We start from the raw sequence: 16532 nt of genomic DNA, 5'->3' as shown, positions 1-16532 counted from the left end.
CCTCGAGTTCCACCGCGTCCGAACGCTCGCGTTCAGGATCGGCCGCAGGCTCGCGACGTTCACGCCCGGAATGCCGGCCGGCAACAGGCACTTCTCGATCGACCGCCCTTTCGCCGACGGCAACCCGCGCAGCGTCAAGTGATCCCTGGCGCACGCGCCGCTCGTCCCGAACAGGACCGGAACATGACCGAACTCGAATTCCAATCGCTCGCGAACGAAGGCTACAACCGCATCCCGCTGATCGCGGAAGCCCTTGCCGATCTCGAAACGCCGCTGTCCCTCTACCTGAAGCTGGCCCAGCCCGAACGCGCGGGCGCCAACTCGTTCCTGCTGGAATCCGTGGTCGGCGGCGAACGCTTCGGCCGCTACTCGTTCATCGGCCTGCCGGCCCGCACGCTCGTCCGCACCCGCAACGGCGTATCGGAAGTCGTGCGCGACGGCCAGGTCGTCGAGACGCACGACGGCGACCCGTTCCAGTTCATCGAATCGTTCCAGGCGCGTTTCAAGGTCGCGCAGCGCCCGGGCCTGCCGCGCTTCTGCGGCGGTCTCGCCGGCTACTTCGGTTACGACGCGGTGCGCTATATCGAGAAGAAGCTCGCGAACACCGCGCCGCGCGACGATCTCGGCCTGCCCGACATCCAGCTGCTGCTGACCGAGGAAGTCGCGGTCATCGACAACCTCGCCGGCAAGCTGTACCTGATCATCTACGCGGACCCGGGCCAGCCCGAAGCCTACGCAAAGGCGAAACAGCGCCTGCGCGAGCTGAAGCAGCGCCTGCGCACGACCGTGCAGCCGCCCGTCACGTCGGCCAGCGTGCGCACCGAGACGTTCCGCGAGTTCAAGAAGGACGACTATCTGGCCGCCGTGCGCCAGGCGAAGGAATACATCGCGGCCGGCGAACTGATGCAGATCCAGGTCGGCCAGCGGCTGACGAAGCCGTACCGCGACAATCCGCTGTCGCTGTATCGCGCGCTGCGTTCGCTGAACCCGTCGCCGTACATGTATTACTACAACTTCGGCGATTTCCACGTGGTGGGTGCGTCGCCGGAAATCCTCGTGCGCCAGGAAAAGCGCGGCGAGGATCAGATCGTCACGATCCGCCCGCTCGCCGGCACGCGCCCGCGCGGCAACACGCCCGAGCGCGATGCGGAACTCGCGACCGAGCTGCTCAACGATCCGAAGGAGATCGCCGAGCACGTGATGCTGATCGACCTCGCGCGCAACGATGTCGGCCGTATTGCCGAAATCGGCTCGGTGCAGGTGACCGACAAGATGGTCATCGAGAAGTACTCGCACGTGCAGCATATCGTCAGCTCGGTCGAAGGCAAGCTGAAGCCCGGCATGACGAACTACGACGTGCTGCGCGCGACGTTCCCGGCCGGCACGCTGTCCGGCGCGCCGAAGGTGCGCGCGATGGAACTGATCGACGAGCTCGAGCCGGTCAAGCGCGGGCTGTACGGCGGCGCGGTCGGCTACCTGTCGTTCTCGGGCGAGATGGATCTCGCGATCGCGATCCGCACGGGGCTGATCCACAACGGCAACCTGTATGTACAAGCGGCGGCCGGCGTCGTCGCGGATTCGGTACCCGAATCCGAATGGCAAGAGACCGAGAACAAGGCGCGCGCGGTGCTGCGTGCGGCCGAACAGGTCCAGGACGGCCTCGATAGCGACTTCTGACCGGAGACTGACCATGCTGCTCATGATCGACAACTACGACTCGTTTACCTACAACCTGGTCCAGTACTTCGGTGAACTCGGCGAGGACGTGCGTACCTACCGCAACGACGAAATCACGCTCGACGAGATCGCGCGCCTGGATCCCGACGCGATCTGCCTGTCGCCGGGCCCGAGCAATCCGCAACACGCGGGCATCACGCTCGACGTGCTGCGCGAGTTCGCCGGCAAGAAACCGATCCTCGGCGTGTGTCTCGGCCACCAGGCGATCGGCGAGGCATTCGGCGGCCGCGTGGTGCGCGCGAAGACCATCATGCACGGCAAGGTGAGCCGGATCGAAACCGATTGCCGCGGCGTGTTCGCCGACCTGCCGAAGCATTTCGACGTCACGCGCTACCACTCGCTCGCGATCGAGCGCGAATCGCTGCCGGACTGCCTCGAGGTGTCCGCCTGGACCGACGACGGCGAAATCATGGGCGTGCGCCACAAGACGCTGCCGGTCGAAGGCGTGCAGTTCCATCCGGAATCGATCCTGTCCGAGCACGGCCATGCGCTGCTCGAGAATTTCCTGAAGCAGGCCCGCGCCGCGGCTGCACAGGCTGCGTGACGGGAGCCCCACGATGACGATTACTCCGCAGGAAGCGCTGCAGCGCACGATCGAGCACCGCGAAATCTTCCACGACGAGATGCTGCACCTGATGCGGCTCATCATGCGCGGCGACATGTCGCCGGTGATGGCCGCGGCGATCATCACCGGATTGCGCGTGAAGAAGGAGACGATCGGCGAGATCGCCGCCGCCGCGACCGTGATGCGCGAATTCGCGAACCATGTCGAGGTGCAGGACAACTCGAACTTCGTCGACATCGTCGGCACCGGCGGCGACGGCTCGCATACGTTCAACATCTCGACCGCGTCGATGTTCGTCACGGCCGCGGCCGGCGCGAAGGTCGCGAAGCACGGCAACCGCGGCGTGTCGAGCAAGTCTGGCAGCGCCGACGTGCTCGAGGCGCTCGGCGTGAACATCGACCTGCAGTCGGAGCAGGTCGCCGCGTCGATCGCCGAAACGGGCATGGGCTTCATGTTCGCGCCGAACCATCACCCGGCGATGAAGAACATCGCTGCCGTGCGGCGCGAACTCGGCGTGCGCACGATCTTCAACATCCTCGGCCCGCTGACCAATCCGGCCGGCGCGCCGAACCAGCTGATGGGCGTGTTCCACCCCGACCTCGTCGGTATCCAGGTGCGCGTGATGCAGCGCCTCGGCGCGCAGCACGTGCTCGTCGTATACGGCAAGGACGGGATGGACGAGGTGTCGCTCGGCGCCGCGACGCTCGTCGGCGAATTGCGCGACGGCAAGGTGCACGAATACGAGATCCATCCGGAGGATTTCGGCCTGCAGATGGTGTCGAACCGCACGCTGAAGGTGGAAAATGCCGACGAGTCGCGCACGATGCTGCTCGGCGCGCTGGACAACCAGCCGGGCGTCGCGCGCGAGATCGTCACGCTGAACGCGGGCACCGCGCTGTATGCGGCGAACGTCGCCGAATCGATCGCGGACGGCATCCAGCTCGCCCGCGAAGCGATCGCGAGCGGCAAGGCGCGCGCGAAAGTCGACGAACTCGTGCGCTTCACGCAGCAGTTCAAGCGCTGACTCCCCTTACGAATCAAGCAGGAATCCCCATGAGCGACATTCTCGACCGAATCATCGCCGTCAAGCGCGAAGAAGTCGCGGCGGCCATGCGCAGCACGCCGCTCGAGGCACTGAAGCTGGACGCCTCCGCGCGCGACCTGCGCGACTTCGTCGGCGCGCTGCGTGCGAAGCACGCGGCCGGCGACGCCGCGGTAATCGCCGAAATCAAGAAGGCCAGCCCGTCGAAGGGCGTGCTGCGCGAGCACTTCGTGCCGGCCGACATCGCACGCTCGTATGCGGCGCACGGCGCCGCGTGCCTGTCGGTGCTGACCGACGAGCAATTCTTCCAGGGCGGCGTCCGCTACCTCGAAGAGGCACGCGCGGCCTGCACGCTGCCGGTGCTGCGCAAGGACTTCATCGTCGACGCGTACCAGATCGTCGAAGCCCGCGCGATGGGCGCCGACGCGATCCTGCTGATCGCCGCCGCGCTCGATACGCCGCTGATGCAGGACCTCGAGGCGTATGCGCACTCGCTCGGCCTCGCGGTGCTGGTCGAAGTGCACGACCGCAACGAGATGGAACAGGCGCTGACGCTCAAGACACCCCTGCTCGGCATCAACAACCGCAACCTGCGCACGTTCGAGACGTCGATCCAGACCACGCTCGACATGCTCGACATGATTCCGGCGGACCGCATCGTCGTGACCGAATCGGGCATCCTGTCGCGCACCGACGTCGACACGATGCGCGCGGCGAACGTGAACACGTTCCTCGTCGGCGAAGCGTTCATGCGCGCCGAGCAGCCGGGCGAGGAACTCGCGCGGATGTTCTTCTGATGGCGATCGAAAAGGAAATCAAGCTCGCGCTGCCGGCCGGTCAGGCCGACGCCGCGCGACGCTTCTTCGAGACGCTGACCGGCGAACCCGGCCGCGACGTCACGCTCGCGAACGTCTACTACGACACACCCGATCTCGCGCTGGCGCGCTCGAAGAGCGCGGTGCGCGTGCGTCGCACGCCGCACGGCTGGCTGCAGACCTTCAAGACGGTCGGCAGTGCGGAAGGCGGCCTGCATCGCCGCCACGAATGGGAACTGCCGGTCGCCGGCGACGCGCTCGAGATCGACGCGCTCGTCGCGGCCTGCGACGTGCCGGAAGCGGCCGCCGCGCTGAATAATGCGGCCGGCGCGCTGCATGCGCTGTTCCGCACGGATTTTTCGCGTACGCTGTGGCGCGTCGCGATCGGCGGTGCGACCGTCGAGGCCGCGGTGGACCTCGGTGAGATCGTCGTCCAGGCGGAACACGAAACGCGCCGCGAACCGATCAGCGAAATCGAACTCGAACTGATCGACGGCCCGGAAGCGGCGCTCTCGACGCTTGCCGCCGAACTGCAGCAGGCGCTGCCGGGCCTCGCTCCCGAAAACATCAGCAAGGCGCAGCGCGGCTACCGGCTGCGCGCGCAATAAACACGCATCACGCATGGCAACCCGCAAGACTTCCCGAGCGCCGCAACAGGCGTCGCTGTTCGACGATCCCGTGCCGGAAACGGCACCGGCCGATATACCGTCCGCGACTTCCAAGCCGCCCGCGGCCGGGCGCAAACCCGCGAAGAAAACCGCGGCACCGGCCCCCGCAGCGGCGGCACCGCAGCCCGCCGCCGCCGACGTTCCGCATCTCGCCGCGCAATTCGACGCGCTGCCGGCCGTCTGGCGCGACGTGCTGAAGCCGTTCACCGACAGCGACGCGTACGCGCCGCTGTGCCGCTTCGTCGACGACGAGCGCGCAGCCGGCAAGACGGTCTACCCGACCGACGTGTTCCGCGCGCTGCGCCTGACGAGCCCCGACGACGTGAAAGTCGTGATCCTCGGCCAGGATCCGTACCATGGCGACGATCGCGGCACGCCGCAGGCGCACGGCCTCGCGTTCTCGGTGCCGCCGGCCGTCCGCACGCCGCCGTCGCTGCGCAACATCTTCAAGGAAATCGCCGCGAACTTCGGTCACGACACGCCGCGCCACGGCTGTCTCGACACATGGGCGCGCCAGGGCGTGCTGCTGCTCAACACCGTGCTGACGGTCGAGCGCGGCGCGGCCGCCAGCCATGCGAAGCGCGGCTGGGAGCAATGCACGGACACGCTGATCCGCGAACTCGCCGGCCGTCATCGCGGGCTCGTGTTCATGCTGTGGGGCGCACACGCGCAGGCGAAGCGCGCGCTGTTCGACGCGAGCGCGCATTGCGTGCTCGAGGCGCCGCATCCGTCGCCGCTATCCGCGCACCGCGGCTTCCTCGGCTGCCGCCATTTCGCGCTCGCGAACGATTATCTGGTCGATGCGGGCCGCGAGCCGATCGACTGGCGCCTGCCGGAAGTCGCCGAAACGCTCGCTTGACGCGCTGCCGGTTCCTTCGTGCCGGCAAGCACGCAAAAACGCCGCGCCCCTTTCGGGAACGCGGCGTTTTTTTCGGGCGACGCAGAGGCAGCAGGTGCGTCGCACCCGCGGCGGCCTTCCTTACGCGGCGGCGATCGCTTCGCGCGCGCTCGCGAGCGCGGCGCTCTGCGCATCCGGGCCGAGATTCAGGCCTTCGGCGAAGATGAAGCTCACGTCGGTCAGGCCGATGAAGCCGAGGAAGGTGCGCAGGTACGGCGTCTGGCTGTCGTTCGGCGTACCGGCGTACTTGCCGCCGCGGGCCGTCACGACGTGAACCTTCTTGCCCTTGATCAGGCCTTCCGGACCGTTCTCGGTGTAGCGGAACGTGACGCCGGCACGGGCGATCCAGTCGAAGTACGTCTTCAGTTGCGACGAGATGCCGAAGTTGTACATCGGGGCGCCGATCACGATGACGTCGGCGGCTTGCAGCTCGGCGATCAGTGCATCGCTCTTCGCGACGATCGCATTCTGCTCCGCGGTGCGCTTGTCGGCCGGCGTGAAGAACGCGCCGAGCACCGATTCGTCGAGGTGCGGCAGCGCATCGGCCAGCAGGTCGCGAACCACGACCTTCGCGCCGGGGTTCGATTGTTGCAGCTTTGCCGTCAGTTCGTTGGCCAGCAGCGTGGATTGCGCACCTTGCGAACGCGCAGCGGAATTGATTTGCAGAATGGTCGTCATGTCAGGCTCCGGTGGGGTTGCGCTTCGGTAGCGCGAGTGACGCCATTGTGCGTGGCCGCACGACCGTGAAAAAGCGGGTTCAGGGCGACGGATTGTTGCAGCAGCAGAACAATCCGTGATCGCGCCCCGATACCCGTCTTCTTACGTTCACCCCTTCAGCCAGGTTTCCCGGGCCCTGGAGACCGCGACCGGCTTCGCGGCCGCCGTCAGCCGGTAGCGCGTGACTTCCGGGCCGTCGAGCTTCAGTTTCGCGGTACGCAGCTCGTCGCGGCGGAATGCGTGCACCTCGACCTTGTCGCCCGGCCGGTAGCGCGCGAGCAGCGCATCGAGGTTCGTGCCCGTCACGCGCAGCCCGTCGACCGCGATCAGCGTATCGCCGGCCGACAGCCCCGCGCGATGCGCGGCACCGCCTTCGTAGACCGCCGCGAACGTGCAGTCCGTGCCGCCGCGCAGACGCGCACCGATCGTCGGCTTCGCGGCCGCGCCGTTCGCGACATCGGGCGCCAGCGTCACACCGAACGGCGCGAACAGCTCGGCGAGCGGCAGGTCGCGCGTGCCGTGCACGGCATCGGTGAACAGGCGGCCGAGCGCGACGCCCGTCGCTTCCTCGATCAGTGCGTCGACTTCGTTCTCCTCGACGCCCGCCTGCTTGCCGCGGTAGAAGTCGCGGCCGTAGCGCTGCCACAGCAGACGCATCACGTCGTCGAGCGACTTCCGGTTGCGCGTCTGCGCGCGGATCGCGAGATCGAACGCGAGCGCGACGAGCGAACCCTTCGTGTAATAGCTGACGATCGCGTTGGTCGCATTCTCGTCCTGGCGGTAGTACTTGATCCACGCGTCGAACGAGCTTTCCGCGACGCTCTGCTTGAGCCGGCCCGTGCCGCGCAGCACACCGCCGATCGTCCGGCCCAGTGCCGCGAAATATTCGTCCTGCGACATCAGCCCGCTGCGCACCAGCATCAGGTCGTCGTAATACGACGTGAAACCCTCGAACAGCCACAGCAGCGACGTGTAGTTCTCGCGCGTCAGGTCGTACGGCACGAACGCCGCGGGCTTGATGCGCTTCACGTTCCACGTGTGGAAGTACTCGTGGCTGCAGAGACCGAGATAGGTGCGATAGCCTTCCGTCGTTTCCGGCCGCCCCTTCACCGGCAGGTCGGTGCGGTTGCAGATCAGCGCGGTCGACGCACGATGCTCGAGGCCGCCGTAGCCGTCGCTGACCGCGAGCGTCATGAACACGTAGCGGTCCATCGGCGCCTTCTTCGACTTCGGCTCGAACAGCGCGATCTGCGCTTCGCACACGCGCTTCAGGTCGGTGCGCAGCCGCTCCATGTCGAGCTGCGTCACGCGCCCGGCGATCACGATGTCGTGCGGCACGCCATGCGCGTCGAACGTCGCGAGCGCGAATTCGCCGATCGTCACCGGATGGTCGGAAAGCTCATCGTAGTTCGCGGCGCGATACGCGCCGAAACCGTAGCGCTTCGTGCCGCGCGCTTCGGGCAGCACGGTGCCGACGCGCCACGTGCGGAACGCCGCGCCGGCCGGTTTCGCGATGTCGACCTCGCACGGCGCGGCCTCGCGGCCGGCGACGCTCAGGAACACGGCCGTCGCGTTGAAGAAGCCGCCCGATTCGTCGAGATACGCGGAGCGCACCGACAGGTCCCATGCGTACACGTCGTAGCGCAGCGTCAGCGCGCCGGTCACGGGCGCGGCCTGCCACGTGTGCTTGTCGGTCTTCGCGATGCGCACCTTGCGGCCCGCGTCGTTGAACGCACCGAGCGTCACGATGTTGCGCGCGAACTCGCGCACGAGGTAGCTGCCCGGAATCCATACCGGCAGCGAGAAGCGCTGGCCTTCGGGATCGGGATCGGCGACCGTCACCGATACTTCGAACAGGTGCGCGGCAAGATCTTTCGGGACAATCGAATAGCGGATCGGCTGGGTCATCGTGGCAATCGGTCGGTCGAATACGGCGGCGAAAACGAAGAGAGGCGCCGGCAGATCATGCGGGCGCCCCTCGCTCGCCGGGCCATGTGCCCGGCGTGTAGTCGGTTACTTGCTCGAGGCGAGCGCCTGATTGAGCTGGTCGGCCGAGACCGCGCCCGGCAGGCGGCGGCCGTCCGGCAGGAAGATCGTCGGCGTGCCCGTGACGTTCATCCCGCGCCCGAGCGCGAGGTTCTTGTCGAGCGCGGTGGTATCGCAGGTGCCGGCGCCGGACGGGGTGCGGTGGTCGAGCATCCAGCCTTCCCACGTCTTCGCACGGTCGGTCGCGCACCAGATCGCCTTCGACTTCACGGTCGAATCCGGCGACAGCACCGGGTACAGGAACGTGTAGACGGTGACGTTGTCGACCGACTGCAGCGTCGTCTCGAGCTTCTTGCAATACGGGCAGTTCGGATCGGAGAACACCGCGATCTTGCGGGCGCCGTTGCCCTTGACGACCTTGATCGCGTTCGCGAACGGCAGGCTCGCGAAGTCGATCTTGTTGATTTCGGACAGGCGTGCGTCGGTCAGGTTCTTGTGCGTCTTGGTGTCGACGAGATCGCCGAGCAGCACGTAGTCGCCCGCCGCGTCGCTATAGATGATCTGCGAGCCGAGGTTCACTTCGTAAAGGCCGGCGACCGGCGATTTCGACACGCTCTTGATCGGCGCATCGTTGCCGAGACGGGCTTGCAGCGTGGCCTTCAGCTTGTCGGTGGTCTGGTCGGCCTGCGCGGTGCAGCCAAGCGTCGCCATCGTGACGGCCAGCGCCAGCGACGCGATGCGGATCGTTTTTTTCATCGAAATCTTCCTTCAGCTCAATCGGTGTGCACGGCACAGTGTACGCCGTAACGGAACCGTCTCCGACCGGCGAAGCGGCGGAAGGTTCGTTCAGCCGAGCGCGGCCGACACGAGCCAGCGCTTCACGAGCGGCTGCGCACCGACGAAGGCCATGCCCGCATTGCGCACCGCTTTCGCGAGCGAGCCCGGCACCGCGAAGAGCCGCTGCAGGCCGTCGGTCGCGACCATCAGCGCGCGGATGTCCTCGCGGCGCGAACGCTCGTAGCGGCGCAGCAGCACCGTGTCGCCGAGGTTGCGGAAGCTTTCCTTGCCCGCGATCGCGTCGACGAGCGCCGCGACGTCGCGCAGCCCGAGGTTCATCCCCTGCCCGGCGAGCGGGTGGATCAGGTGTGCGGCATCGCCGACCAGCGCGACGCGCGGCGCGATCAGCTTGTCGACCGTCTGCAGCGCCAGCGGGAAACCGGCGGCCGGCGTCACGCATTCGAGCGTGCCGACCTGGCCGTGCGACACGCGCTCGACCTCGGCCGCGAGCTGCGCGGGGTCGAGCGCGAGCAATTCATCGGCATGCGCGGTGTGCGCGGACCACACGAGCGACACGTGGCCGTCCGGCAGCGGCAGCAGCGCGACGATCTCGCCCTCGTGGAACCACTGGTAGGCCGTCTCGCGGTGCGGCAGCGACGCCTTGAAGTTCGCGACGACGCCCGTCTGCCGGTAATCGCGCCGTTCGACCCGGGCCCCCATTTGGGAACGCACCCACGAATGCGCGCCGTCGGCGCCGACGACCAGATCGGCTTCGAGCACCTGTCCCGACGACAGCGTGAGCACGGCCGCGTCGTCGCGCACGTCGAAGCCCTGTGCGCGCGCGTCGAACCACGTGAGGTTCGGCTGGAACCGCAGGGCGGCGTCGAGCGACGTCTCGACCAGCGACGATTCGGCGATCCATGCAAGTTGCGGCACGGAGGCCTGGTAGGCGGAAAAATGCAGTTCCGCATGCGCGTCGCCGTACACGCGCATGTCGAAGACGGGCGCGAGCCGGCCGTGGTCGAGCGCCTGCCAGACCCGCAGCCGCTCGAGCAGCGCCTGCGAACTGGAAGACAGCGCGTAGACGCGGGTGTCGAACGCGAGATCGGCGGGGCGCGGCGTGGCCGGCTGGGCAAGCAAGGCGGTCTTGTAGCCGGACTGGGTCAGCGCGAGCGCGGCCGTCTTGCCGACGAGCCCGCCGCCGACCACGGCGACGTCGAAGGAGTGGTGGGCAGTCATGGCGGGCATTATAGCCGCGGGGCCAAACCCTTACGCGGCCGGACTTTGCGGGAAATCAGCAGAATCGCTGGCGGCCGATGCGGCGGGGCGGCCCGTCGCATCGGCCGTTCGGCGCAACCCCGGAATCCGGGGCGTCGGCACGGTACAATAGCGTCTTTGACCGTCGGCCCGCCGCGCTCCACGCGCCGGCCGCCCTTTTTTTCCCGCGCCGCCGTGCCCTGTCCGGCCGCGCCGCCTTACCCGTCCGAAGGATTCCATGAGTCTCAAATGCGGCATCGTCGGCTTGCCCAACGTCGGCAAGTCCACCCTGTTCAATGCGCTGACCAAGGCCGGCATCGCCGCCGAGAACTACCCGTTCTGCACGATCGAACCGAACGTCGGCATCGTCGAAGTGCCCGATACGCGCCTGAAGGCGCTCTCCGAGATCGTCAAGCCGGAGCGTGTCGTGCCGGCCGTCGTCGAATTCGTCGACATCGCGGGCCTCGTCGCGGGCGCGAGCAAGGGTGAAGGCCTCGGCAACCAGTTCCTCGCGAACATCCGCGAAACCGACGCGATCACGCACGTCGTGCGCTGCTTCGAGGACGAGAACGTCATTCACGTCGCCGGCAAGGTCAGCCCGATCGACGATATCGAAGTGATCAACACCGAACTCGCGCTGGCCGACCTCGGCACCGTCGAGAAGGCGCTCACGCGCTATTCGAAGGCCGCGAAGTCGGGCAACGACAAGGAAGCGGCGAAGCTCGTCGCGGTGCTCGAGAAAGTGCGCGCGCAGCTCGACCAGGGCAAGGCCGTGCGCGGCCTCGCGCTGTCGGACGACGAAGCGGCGCTGCTCAAGCCGTTCTGCCTGATCACCGCGAAGCCGGCGATGTACGTCGCCAACGTGAAGGACGACGGCTTCGAGAACAACCCGCACCTCGAGGCGGTGCGCAAGTACGCGGAAAGCGAGAATGCGCCGGTGGTTGCCGTGTGCGCGGCGATCGAAGCGGAAATCGCCGATCTCGACGATGCGGACAAGGAAGCGTTCCTCGCCGACATGGGCATGGAAGAACCGGGCCTCGACCGCGTGATCCGCGCGGGCTTCAAGCTGCTCGGCCTGCAGACCTACTTCACCGCGGGCGTGAAGGAAGTGCGCGCGTGGACGATCCATATCGGCGACACGGCGCCGCAGGCAGCCGGTGTGATCCACACCGACTTCGAGCGCGGCTTCATCCGCGCGCAGACGATCGCGTTCGACGACTTCATCGCGTACAAGGGTGAACAGGGTGCGAAGGAAGCCGGCAAGATGCGCGCAGAAGGGAAGGAATATGTCGTGCACGACGGCGACGTGATGAACTTCCTGTTCAACGTCTGAGCGTTGCATCGACCGATGCCGTGTGAATCACGCGGCATCGCGCAACACGTGCCCGGCACGAAAAACGAATGGCCCGACGGCAAGCGCCGTCGGGCCATTTTCATTGCGGGACGTTCCGCCAGCCAGCGGCGAACGCCGTGCGTCCGCCGCCGCTTCGTCGTGACATCAGGTCGCCGACACCCGCCGCCCCGCGCTCGCCTGCGCATCGCGCCCACGCTTGTTCAGCCACGACGCCAGCAGCACGATCAACGCCAGCACGGCCGTCGCCCCCACTTCCATCCGATGCTCCTCGCTGACGAACATCACGGTCAGCGTGCCGCAGATGAACAGGATCACCGCCCACGTGAGCCACGGGAACAGCCACATGCGCAGCGTCAGGTCGGCGCCGGTCGATTCGAGCGTCTTGCGCATCCGCAGTTGCGAGATCGCGATCACCAGATACACGAGCAGCGCGATCGCGCCCGACGTCGCGAGCAGGAAGCCGAACACCTGCTCCGGCATCAGGTAGTTCGCGATCACGGTCACGAAGCCGAAGGCGGTCGACGCGAGCACGGCCGCGCGCGGCGTGCCGGTCGAATCGGTGCGATGCAGGAACGCCGGCGCGTCCTTGCGCTTCGACAGCGAGAACAGCATCCGCGACGCGGTGTACAGCGCCGAATTCAGGCAACTGGCGACCGACACGAGCACGATCACGTCGATGATCGCTTTCGCGTTCGGGACGCCGATCAGTTCCATCGCGCGCTGATACGAGCCGTGCTTCGGCAGCAGCGGGTCGTTCCACGGCACGATGGCCGCGACGATCAGGATCGAGCCGAGATAGAACAGCGTGATGCGCCAGATGACCGAGTTGGTCGCGCGCACGATCTGGCGTTGCGGGTTGTCCGATTCGGCGGCCGCGATCGTCACGATCTCGGTGCCGAGGAACGAGAACATCGTCGTCAGCATCGCCGCCAGCACCGCGCCGGCGCCGTTCGGCATGAAGCCGTGGTGCGCGAACAGGTTCGACACGCCCGATACGGCGGGCGCCGGGATGATTCCGACGATCGCCGCGCCGCCGATGCCCAGGAACACGACGATCGCGACGACCTTGATCAGCGCGAACCAGAATTCGAATTCGCCGTAGTTCTTGACGGAGAAAAGGTTGGTGAGGGTAAGCAGCAGCGTGATGCCGAGCGCGAAGATCCACGTCGCGACGCCCGGGAACCAGGCGTTGAGGATGGTCGCGGCGGCCGTCGCCTCGATCGGGATCACGAGCACCCAGAACCACCAGTACAGCCAGCCGATCGTGAAGCCGGCCCAATGGCCGATCGCCCGATCGGCATAGGTCGAGAACGACCCGCTGTCCGGATGCGCGACGGCCATTTCGCCGAGCATGCGCATCACCAGCACGACCAGCACGCCCGCGATCGCATACGCGAGGATCGATGCCGGACCGGCTTCCGCGATCGCGTGGCCGGAGCCGACGAACAAGCCCGCGCCGATGACACCGGCAATCGACATCATCGTCACGTGACGCTGCTTCAGGCCCGTGCCGAGGCCCGTGTTGCTTCCACTCATCTGTCTCTCTCCAAAAAACGGTTCCGGTATGACCGGGTGTCGCGTGAAGGCGGCGCGGGGCGTTGTCGTTCTTGATTCCGGCTGCGGCCGTGCGTGCGTCGCACGCGGGGCGTGAGGCCGGATGGAGCCGTTCGGGTCGGTGCGCCCGCGCAGTCTGCGAAGCTGCGGGTGCGATGCAGCGCGCCAGGCGCCGGCGCATCGCGTGCGCCCTTTCCATCGGCTGTCGTCAGCCGCCTTCGAAGCGAAGGAGTGTAAGCATCAAACGGTTCGTCACTAAGAACCAATTGAAGAATTTCGATGGAACCACTCGTTGCATCGATGCGAACCGATGCAACGCTTGATCCGGCGTGGCGCCGGATTCCGCGCAGTCAGTGCGCCGCTTCGTCCCGCCACCTGGCCGGGACGATCGCGTGCCATTCCCGCAGAAGCAGGTTTTTCACGGCGTCGGGATGCGCGACCGACAAGCGGACCAGCACGATCGGCCAGCCGGCATAGTGATCGGTCACGTAATACACGTCGGGTTCCGATTCGATCAGCCAGGCGCGCTCGTCGGGGCCGACACCCTTCACGACAAGCGTGTCGCCGTCCTCGCGCAGCCGCGCGAGCATCCTGCCCTTCACCTTGAGTGCGGGCGTGCCGTACGACGTGCCCTCCTCGACACCGCGCCACGCGAGCGCGATCTGCCGGACGTCGTCGAATGTCACGATGCCTCCCTGACCGTTGGCCGATGGTTGCCGGTCCGGCCACGCTACCGGAAATCGCGCGGCGCGCCCAGCCGGATGCGCCTATCCGCCGGTTGCGCGCGCGGCCGCCGGCGCCCGTCCGGTCGTCGCGACGATCGCGAACGCGATCGCATTCGCGGCGGCGCTCGCGAGGATCGGCACGAGATAGCCGCCGCCCGCGTCGAAGATGAAGCCGGCGGCGGCCGGGCCGATCAGCGTGCCGAACGCGACGCTCGTGTACAGGATGCCGATGATCGCGCTCACGTTGCGCCCGCCGAAATAGTCCATCACGACCGCCGGCAGCACGGCGACCCAGCCGCCATAAAACACGCCGAACACGAGCGCGAACGTGGCGAGCGTCGCGACGGTGCCTGCCCCCGCCCATGCGACGAGCGCCACGGCCATGCCGGCGAACATCGCCAGCAGCGATGCGCGGCGGCCGAAGCGGTCGGCCAGGCCGCCGAGGAAGAAGCGCCCGGCCGTGCTGCCGACGCCGATCGCCCCGAGCAGCAGCACGGCCGTGGGCGGCGCGACGCCGTGATCGAGCGCGTACGGCACGAGGTGAACGAACGGGACGAACACGCCGAACGAGCACACGAGGCATGCCGCGTAGAGGCTCGCGAACGGCCGCGACGTGACGGCTTCGCGCACGGTCGCCCCGACCTGCACCTTCACACGGGCCGAGGCGGCACCGGCATGCCGGCCGTCATCGTCGGCCGCATCGCCATCGGGCAGCAGTCCGCGCCCGCGCGGATCGTTCTCGATCAGCAGCGACATGCCTGCGCCCAGCACGACCGCGATCACGGCGAGCGTGAAATACGCGCCGCGCCAGCCGGCATGCGCGATCAGCGCGGACGCGAGCGGCGGCATCACGAGCGTGCCGACGCCGATCCCCGCGACCGCGAGCCCCGACGCGAAGCCGCGCCGGCGCACGAACCAGCGCTGCACGGCACCGACGGCCGGCACGTACGCGCAGCCGACGCCGAGTCCGACCCCGAGCCCGTACGCGACATAGACCTGCAGCAGCGTGTGCGCCGCGCCGGCCGCCGCGAGCCCCGCGCCGGTCAGCAACATCCCGGCGACGGCGAGCCGCCGCGAGCCGAAGCGATCGGCCAGCGGCCCGCTGACGATGCCGAAACCGAAATACAGGAAGCCGGCGAGCGAGAACACGAGCGAAATCTGCCCGCGCGACGCGGCGAAATCCCGCTGCAGCGACTCGACGAACGCGCTGAACGTATACGCGCTGCCGAACCCGACCAACGTGACGGCGAACGCGGCCGCGACCACGTACCAGCCGTAGAAGAGGCGCGGTGCGCCCGGGCGGTTCATGACGATGCTCCTCTCAGGTTCCACCGGCCGCCGGGCAGCGCCCGGATTGCCTCATGGATATAGATGAACTATGTTGATCGCATCCGCTACCGAAACGCGGCCACGCAACGTGTGATCCGATACATCAACGGTACTCGCGCATACACGCGGCCTCAAACGATATTTCGTCGGCCTTTCGCTTTAGAAAAACTGAATGAATCGTTCCCGCCTGCCGCCACTCAACGCCCTGCGCGCCTTCGAAGCTGCCGCCCGCCACCTGTCGGTGAAGTCGGCCGCCGAAGAGCTGTCGGTCACGCCCGGCGCGGTGAGCCAGATGATCCGCACGCTCGAGGCGCACCTCGGCGTGCAGCTGTTCGAGCGCGTGAACCGCGGCATCCTGCTGACGGCCGCCGGCCGCGACTACCTGCCGCCCGTGCGCAACGCGTTCCGGCAGATCGCCGACGCGTCGCAGCGCGTGTCGGGCGCCGCCGACAGCGGCGTGCTGACGGTGAGCGTCACGCCGTTCTTCGCGTCCGCATGGCTCGTCCCGCGCCTCGCGCAGTTCCGGCACGCGTGCCCGGACGTCGACCTGCAGGTCGTCACGAGCCACGCGCTCGCGGATTTCTCGCGCGACGGCGTCGATGTCGCGATCCGTCACGGCCTCGGGCGCTACATCGGGCTGTGCAGCGAGCGCCTGCTGACGGTGGAGATCGTCGCGCTCGCGTCGCCCGAACTCGTCGCGCGGCTCGGCAGGCCGGCGACGCCGGCCGACCTCGTCGGCTGGCCGCACCTGCACGACGCCGAGCGCAAGGGCTGGCACATCTGGTTCGGCGCGCAGCGGATCGACGATTTCGGGCCGCCGCGCGGCCCCGCGTTCGACGACTCGGGCCTGCTGCTGCAGGCGATCGTCGCCGGCCAGGGCGCCGGGCTGCTGCCGGCCGCGATGGTGCGCGGAGCGCTGGCGAGCGGGCGACTCGTGCAGCTTGCTGAGGTCGCCTGGCTCGACGATTTCGCGTACTACCTCGTCTATCCGCCGCATCACGCCGAGCGGCCGAAGGTCGCCGCGTTCCGCCGCTGGATTCTCGAGGCCGCACAGGCGGACGGCGCGGCGTCGATGTCCGGCGCGGCGTAGCGTCGCGCCGCCGCGCGG

At 67.7% G+C, this 16532-nt stretch carries 15 protein-coding genes; 8 read left to right on the top strand and 7 right to left on the bottom strand.

Annotated features, from left to right (window positions below; translation table 11 throughout):
* Positions 1 to 183 precede the first annotated feature (183 nt).
* Genes trpE through AC1VVG_RS02625 form a run of 6 tightly spaced genes read left to right on the top strand, consistent with a single transcriptional unit; the run spans position 184 to position 5686 of the window.
* On the top strand, positions 184 to 1677 hold the full coding sequence (gene trpE / locus AC1VVG_RS02650) for an anthranilate synthase component I (protein ID WP_011546531.1): 1494 nt from the start codon (positions 184 to 186) through the stop codon (positions 1675 to 1677).
* Between the two features lie 13 nt (positions 1678 to 1690).
* Complete coding sequence (locus tag AC1VVG_RS02645) at positions 1691 to 2281, top strand: aminodeoxychorismate/anthranilate synthase component II (RefSeq protein ID WP_049030266.1); 591 nt, start codon at positions 1691 to 1693, stop codon at positions 2279 to 2281.
* Positions 2282 to 2294: 13 nt separating this feature from the next.
* Complete coding sequence (gene trpD / locus AC1VVG_RS02640; RefSeq protein WP_027788472.1) at positions 2295 to 3326, top strand: anthranilate phosphoribosyltransferase; 1032 nt, start codon at positions 2295 to 2297, stop codon at positions 3324 to 3326.
* 29 nt (positions 3327 to 3355) lie between these two features.
* Positions 3356 to 4141 carry an indole-3-glycerol phosphate synthase TrpC gene (trpC, locus tag AC1VVG_RS02635; RefSeq protein ID WP_034187481.1) on the top strand — a complete coding sequence of 262 codons (786 nt, stop codon included), beginning with the start codon at positions 3356 to 3358 and terminating at the stop codon, positions 4139 to 4141.
* Positions 4141 to 4767 carry a CYTH domain-containing protein gene (locus AC1VVG_RS02630; RefSeq protein WP_069705988.1) on the top strand — a complete coding sequence of 209 codons (627 nt, stop codon included), beginning with the start codon at positions 4141 to 4143 and terminating at the stop codon, positions 4765 to 4767. The genes trpC and AC1VVG_RS02630 overlap by 1 nt, the downstream gene beginning before the upstream one ends.
* 13 nt (positions 4768 to 4780) lie before the next feature.
* Positions 4781 to 5686, top strand: a complete 906-nt coding sequence (locus AC1VVG_RS02625; RefSeq protein WP_069705989.1) for a uracil-DNA glycosylase — start codon at positions 4781 to 4783, stop codon at positions 5684 to 5686.
* Between the two features lie 120 nt (positions 5687 to 5806).
* On the opposite strand, the gene AC1VVG_RS02620 is transcribed toward AC1VVG_RS02625, so the two are convergent.
* The 4 genes from AC1VVG_RS02620 to AC1VVG_RS02605 form a co-directional block, all read right to left on the bottom strand.
* Positions 5807 to 6403 (bottom strand): FMN-dependent NADH-azoreductase, encoded by a 597-nt coding sequence (locus tag AC1VVG_RS02620; protein ID WP_034187484.1) that lies wholly within the window; start codon positions 6401 to 6403, stop codon positions 5807 to 5809.
* Between the two features lie 147 nt (positions 6404 to 6550).
* Positions 6551 to 8350 (bottom strand): M61 family metallopeptidase, encoded by a 1800-nt coding sequence (locus tag AC1VVG_RS02615; RefSeq protein WP_482835233.1) that lies wholly within the window; start codon positions 8348 to 8350, stop codon positions 6551 to 6553.
* A 105-nt stretch (positions 8351 to 8455) separates the two neighbouring features.
* Complete coding sequence (locus AC1VVG_RS02610) at positions 8456 to 9184, bottom strand: DsbC family protein (RefSeq protein WP_034187486.1); 729 nt, start codon at positions 9182 to 9184, stop codon at positions 8456 to 8458.
* Positions 9185 to 9274: 90 nt separating this feature from the next.
* On the bottom strand, positions 9275 to 10453 hold the full coding sequence (locus AC1VVG_RS02605; protein WP_034187487.1) for a UbiH/UbiF family hydroxylase: 1179 nt from the start codon (positions 10451 to 10453) through the stop codon (positions 9275 to 9277).
* Positions 10454 to 10700: 247 nt separating this feature from the next.
* Here AC1VVG_RS02605 and ychF point away from each other — a divergent pair, with 247 nt between their 5' ends.
* Entirely contained in the window at positions 10701 to 11795 is a 1095-nt protein-coding gene (gene ychF / locus AC1VVG_RS02600; protein WP_034187488.1) for a redox-regulated ATPase YchF, read from the top strand.
* Positions 11796 to 11960: 165 nt separating this feature from the next.
* Here the strand turns inward: ychF and gabP are convergent, their stop codons facing one another.
* From gabP to AC1VVG_RS02585, 3 genes are all read right to left on the bottom strand, one after another.
* Positions 11961 to 13352 (bottom strand): GABA permease, encoded by a 1392-nt coding sequence (gene gabP, locus AC1VVG_RS02595; RefSeq protein ID WP_069705991.1) that lies wholly within the window; start codon positions 13350 to 13352, stop codon positions 11961 to 11963.
* A gap of 368 nt (positions 13353 to 13720) precedes the next feature.
* On the bottom strand, positions 13721 to 14056 hold the full coding sequence (locus AC1VVG_RS02590) for an MmcQ/YjbR family DNA-binding protein (protein WP_034187490.1): 336 nt from the start codon (positions 14054 to 14056) through the stop codon (positions 13721 to 13723).
* 81 nt (positions 14057 to 14137) lie between these two features.
* Positions 14138 to 15403 (bottom strand): MFS transporter, encoded by a 1266-nt coding sequence (locus AC1VVG_RS02585; RefSeq protein WP_482835232.1) that lies wholly within the window; start codon positions 15401 to 15403, stop codon positions 14138 to 14140.
* A 193-nt stretch (positions 15404 to 15596) separates the two neighbouring features.
* Between AC1VVG_RS02585 and gcvA the strand changes: the two genes are divergently transcribed.
* Positions 15597 to 16514, top strand: coding sequence for a transcriptional regulator GcvA (gcvA, locus tag AC1VVG_RS02580; RefSeq protein WP_226230009.1), 918 nt, complete (start codon positions 15597 to 15599; stop codon positions 16512 to 16514).
* The last annotated feature ends 18 nt before the right edge of the window (positions 16515 to 16532 follow it).

This window comes from Burkholderia sp. L-4 (genome assembly GCF_056856535.1).
This window is presented reverse-complemented; position numbering and strand designations above follow the sequence as displayed.

Bases quoted from the DNA above. Each gene is read 5' to 3' on its own strand.
- trpE (WP_011546531.1), top strand. From the start codon at position 184: ATGACCGAACTCGAATTCCAATCGCTCGCGAACGAAGGCTACAACCGC.
- AC1VVG_RS02645 (WP_049030266.1), top strand. From the start codon at position 1,691: ATGCTGCTCATGATCGACAACTACGACTCGTTTACCTACAACCTGGTC.
- trpD (WP_027788472.1), top strand. From the start codon at position 2,295: ATGACGATTACTCCGCAGGAAGCGCTGCAGCGCACGATCGAGCACCGC.
- trpC (WP_034187481.1), top strand. From the start codon at position 3,356: ATGAGCGACATTCTCGACCGAATCATCGCCGTCAAGCGCGAAGAAGTC.
- AC1VVG_RS02630 (WP_069705988.1), top strand. From the start codon at position 4,141: ATGGCGATCGAAAAGGAAATCAAGCTCGCGCTGCCGGCCGGTCAGGCC.
- AC1VVG_RS02625 (WP_069705989.1), top strand. From the start codon at position 4,781: ATGGCAACCCGCAAGACTTCCCGAGCGCCGCAACAGGCGTCGCTGTTC.
- AC1VVG_RS02620 (WP_034187484.1), bottom strand. From the start codon at position 6,403: ATGACGACCATTCTGCAAATCAATTCCGCTGCGCGTTCGCAAGGTGCG.
- AC1VVG_RS02615 (WP_482835233.1), bottom strand. From the start codon at position 8,350: ATGACCCAGCCGATCCGCTATTCGATTGTCCCGAAAGATCTTGCCGCG.
- AC1VVG_RS02610 (WP_034187486.1), bottom strand. From the start codon at position 9,184: ATGAAAAAAACGATCCGCATCGCGTCGCTGGCGCTGGCCGTCACGATG.
- AC1VVG_RS02605 (WP_034187487.1), bottom strand. From the start codon at position 10,453: ATGCCCGCCATGACTGCCCACCACTCCTTCGACGTCGCCGTGGTCGGC.
- ychF (WP_034187488.1), top strand. From the start codon at position 10,701: ATGAGTCTCAAATGCGGCATCGTCGGCTTGCCCAACGTCGGCAAGTCC.
- gabP (WP_069705991.1), bottom strand. From the start codon at position 13,352: ATGAGTGGAAGCAACACGGGCCTCGGCACGGGCCTGAAGCAGCGTCAC.
- AC1VVG_RS02585 (WP_482835232.1), bottom strand. From the start codon at position 15,403: ATGAACCGCCCGGGCGCACCGCGCCTCTTCTACGGCTGGTACGTGGTC.
- gcvA (WP_226230009.1), top strand. From the start codon at position 15,597: ATGAATCGTTCCCGCCTGCCGCCACTCAACGCCCTGCGCGCCTTCGAA.